This window comes from Pseudoalteromonas sp. SWYJ118 (genome assembly GCF_015864505.1).
Taxonomy (GTDB): domain Bacteria; phylum Pseudomonadota; class Gammaproteobacteria; order Enterobacterales; family Alteromonadaceae; genus Pseudoalteromonas; species Pseudoalteromonas arctica.
Map to the genome: position 1 here is coordinate 1 of NZ_JADYXC010000052.1, position 3,774 is coordinate 3,774.

Annotated in this window: 2 protein-coding genes and 3 pseudogenes; 2 read left to right on the plus strand and 3 right to left on the minus strand. The window is 38.1% G+C overall.

Features of this window, described 5'->3' with window-relative positions; all coding sequences use genetic code 11:
* Together I6F48_RS21570 and I6F48_RS21030 are read right to left on the minus strand one after the other, a co-directional pair.
* A pseudogene (locus I6F48_RS21570) lies at positions 1-140 on the minus strand (transposase); the annotation flags it as partial.
* Between the two features lie 212 nt (positions 141-352).
* Positions 353-1,327 carry a transposase gene (locus tag I6F48_RS21030; protein WP_197120235.1) on the minus strand — a complete coding sequence of 325 codons (975 nt, stop codon included), beginning with the start codon at positions 1,325-1,327 and terminating at the stop codon, positions 353-355.
* An 89-nt stretch (positions 1,328-1,416) separates the two neighbouring features.
* On the opposite strand from I6F48_RS21030, the pseudogene I6F48_RS21035 reads away from it, so the two are divergent.
* A pseudogene (locus tag I6F48_RS21035) lies at positions 1,417-1,740 on the plus strand (transposase); the annotation flags it as partial.
* Between the two features lie 37 nt (positions 1,741-1,777).
* Here I6F48_RS21035 and I6F48_RS21040 read toward each other — a convergent pair.
* Positions 1,778-2,728 carry a hypothetical protein gene (locus tag I6F48_RS21040; RefSeq protein WP_165729605.1) on the minus strand — a complete coding sequence of 317 codons (951 nt, stop codon included), beginning with the start codon at positions 2,726-2,728 and terminating at the stop codon, positions 1,778-1,780.
* A gap of 507 nt (positions 2,729-3,235) precedes the next feature.
* On the opposite strand from I6F48_RS21040, the pseudogene I6F48_RS21045 reads away from it, so the two are divergent.
* A pseudogene (locus I6F48_RS21045) lies at positions 3,236-3,655 on the plus strand (IS110 family transposase); the annotation flags it as partial.
* Positions 3,656-3,774: the final 119 nt, after the last annotated feature.

Below are 3,774 nucleotides of genomic sequence, written 5' to 3' on the forward strand. Positions count from 1 at the left end.
TTTACTTTCATTTTGTCTACATAGCTCAGCTTTTTGCGTGATTCATTATTTATAAACTGTACTTGTCGCCCCGTTTTAATGGGTGGCTTTCGCATGCATTGCTGCTGTAGCGGGCACGTTTCACAGTCTTTTAAATAACCAGATAAACTAGACAGCCACTTTAATTGAACAAACAAAATGTTGCCATTAAATTTAATTTGTAGGTTAATAATATATCTTTTATCGACAGGTTATTTTCATTTCATCCATCAAATAAGTCATTAGCGCTCTTAATCTAAATTGCACGCATGAAAATGACTGCATGGTGCAGTTGTAATTTATTATTGAATAGTTTTACTGAGTAGTTTACGTTTTATGCCAGTAGCTTTTCGCAGTTACTGATATTCGCTCGCCGCTTTCGCTTTAAGTTTTCACAATAAGCTTCTTGTGAGGCTGGCCTGCCCACTGCACCACGAAATACGCGCGTAAATTGGGTTGTAAGCTTTAACCAGTTTTCTGGAGATATATTCACCCTTTCCAGTAAAGACAAATGTGTACTTTCAATATACCCTCGCTTGTCTTCTCGTATGCAACGTCCTGTTAATTCAACAAGTTCAAGGTACGATTTAAGCTCAAACGGCAGCCCTTTTGGCATTATTTGACGTGGCATCCCTGCAAAACGAAGGAGTTGTTTTGGCTGCTTGCCTTCTTTTGCGCATATTAAGCGTACTTGAGCGCTGGTATGGTCTGACTCTTCTGGCGTTTTAGCCATCTTGGCTCTAATGGGGTTTAAATCTACATACGCCATACAGGCGGCAAGTGCGGCTTCATCAAGCAGTGCTTGTGAGCTAAATCGACCCTCCCAAAACCTGCCAGTACAGTTATCTTCCTTATTTGCTCTGCGAGCAATATCTTCATTTAACAACCGCATAAACCAGCTAATACTTGATAGGCGCTCTCGATATTCCTTTACTGTTTGATTAAAAAAGATGAGTTCAACTTTACTTAGCTTTTCACCCTGTACATATTTTTGCGTTAACACTGTGCCTTTACAGAGTTTATGCCAGCGAATAACAATCGCTTTATCATTCAGCCTATTCGCTTTCTTATCATCAACATACAGTACTAAATGGGTATGATTACTCATTACGGCATAAGCACATACATCAATACAAAACACTTTAGCTAACTCAAGCAGTTTGTCTTCAACCCAACCTCTACGATGCTCGTAAGACTTGCCTGTAAAACGGTCTTCGCCACATAAAAATGCACGGCGTACACAACGTGAAATACAGTGGTAGTACTTTGTATCAACCAAACTTACTTGACGCTTTCTTGCGATTGCCATAAGACACTCTGCTTGTTTTTTGCACTAAACAAAGGCTAGTCTTTAACTTCGAAAAGCGCAAAATTTAGAGTGGGTGTCTTGTTTATATTCTTTTTAGTGACATGCCTGAGCTTGGGTGTGTAAACAATAAAGAGGCTGCATCACTAGTTGGTGTAGCACCATTTAATCGAGAAAGTGGTGCTTATCAGGGTAAACGGATGATACGAGGTGGACGACCGAAAATTAGAACCGCAATGTATATGGCAATGATGTCAGCTATCCAATGTAACCCTAAATTTAAAGCTATTTATCATCGGCTAGTCGCGGCAGGGAAACCTAAAAAAGTGGCTATTATTGCCTGTATAAGAAAGCTTATAGTAATCATAAATTCTATGGTGAGAGATGGTGTCATGTGGGATCCTAAAATGGCTTGAAATTAGGAATTGACACCATAGTCACTTGTTATGTGCCTTATTTAACTCGATACCTGAATAATACAAGGTTATCTAAAACAAGATTGCTTGACCAAATAAATGAAGCACCAGAACCTGAGAACTGTTCTTGGAAATTCATATAAGCTTTCTTATTATTAACACCAATTTCATCTTCCGTAAATTCCACTGAATTTGGCCAAGATAAGTAACTTTCGTTTAATTTCCAATTTACTGGGATATCCCAATGTAACGAATAGGTCTCAATATACTTATCCGCACCATTGGTACTGCATTTTGTTGTTAAACGCTGATCTCCTATTTCTTTAGCACACTTCAGATCATAAACAGGAGAGGTATAAAAAGTTTGAGCTGACCATTTAGAATTGGTTTTCGTACCATCTGAGAAGCTTGCAATAAAGCCACCGTCTCCAGGGTGAAAACGTTTACCACGGTTATCTTCACTACCCAAGCCTGAATTTTCTTCCCAATCAACAACTTTGATTGCTATATCATATGGCTTTTTAACTTTAAATTTCACGATATTGGAATTAAAAGGAGTAAAAGGTATAGGATCCACGGCTATTAACTTACCGTTTATAAATAATTCAAAGTAATTATCTGCAAATATGTACCCTGTAATAACTTCCCCATCTTTATCTACTTCTATGATAGGTACGGACGACAAGTTAACCTCAGATAAAGATTTTGGGGTTACCTTCGAGCATTCATTATAAAGGTCTGTGGCAAAATTCTTTTGTTCATATTGAACCTTTGCAGGAACAAGATATTCAATATTATCATATTTTTTAATGCCGACTGGAGACGGACGTGAACGTCCGTTTTTACAGGTAAATAACGTTGAAACGTTGACTTCAGCCTCACCTTTAATTACATGAGCAGTCCCAGCATAATCACTAGAACTAGCTGATGACGAAAAACTTAACATAGTAAATAACGATAGTACCGAAAATTTAATTTTAATATTCATAAATATTCCCATATATAGAAGAGCCAAAGCATAGGCACATAACGAGACTGTAGAATAACTCCAACAGCCAAATTCAATTAAAAAAGCGAGCTCCTGTAGTTAACTCTAAGCGTTTTTAAAGCATTAGGTAATGCATTTGGAACCCATAAAACAGGCTGTTTTTCTTAAAAATGAGTAATTCTACAGCCTCAAACGCCCACATTAAGCGGACTAAAATTGTGTGCCAAACTTGTTGAGGAACGAAACATGGCACACTGTTTTAGTTCCGTTTAAATTGACTTGTATGGATAATAAACCCATAAATTAATTAATACTTTAACCAAGTTCGGGTAATGTGAGGCCCAAGCTTTGGCTGCAACCAAAGCCTTTTATACAGTAGTTCGATTGATTGAAGGCTCCTCTATTGAGAGACCGATAACAAGAAAGAACGCTGTATAAACTCCAAGCATTAAACTCGGATAGTCAACGGGGCCTCGAGCCCGAATCGCAAGGCAGAGTCAGCTTATTATGAATACACTCAATAATCAAAATGAAATTAACGTCGGTGTCGATACAGGTAAAACTCAACTCGATATTTACATCCGACCTTTAGATATATATTTCACCGTAGAAAACAATGACGGCGGCATTAAACACGCTATAAAAACACTAAAAAAGCACCCAATAACGCGTGTTACTATTGAAGCAACTGGGCGCCTTGAACACCCCTTTATTATGGCGTGTGCTCAAGCGAATATCCCTTTCGTTGTTGCTAATCCCGTTAATATTAAACGTTTCGCAGGCGCTATTGGCCAAAAAGCAAAAACAGATAAACTTGATGCGCAACTCATCGCTCATTTTGGTGAAGCAATAAAGCCACCACTCTCTTCTTTAAAGCCAGAGCAGATGCGCTTGATGAGTGATTTACTTTCTAGAAGAAGGCAGTTGTAGTGGTACAGTGATTTTGGCCACCCATTAAGAAAGAAATGTTATGCTAATAAGCATACAAATTTGGGTGAAAAAATGACGAAATTAAAACGCGCAACGTATTCTGCAGCAATAAAATT

What these genes read in the sequence shown, in the direction of transcription:
- I6F48_RS21030 (WP_197120235.1), bottom strand. Translation starts at nt 1,327, where the DNA reads ATGGCAATCGCAAGAAAGCGTCAAGTAAGTTTGGTTGATACAAAGTAC.
- I6F48_RS21040 (WP_165729605.1), bottom strand. Translation starts at nt 2,728, where the DNA reads ATGAATATTAAAATTAAATTTTCGGTACTATCGTTATTTACTATGTTA.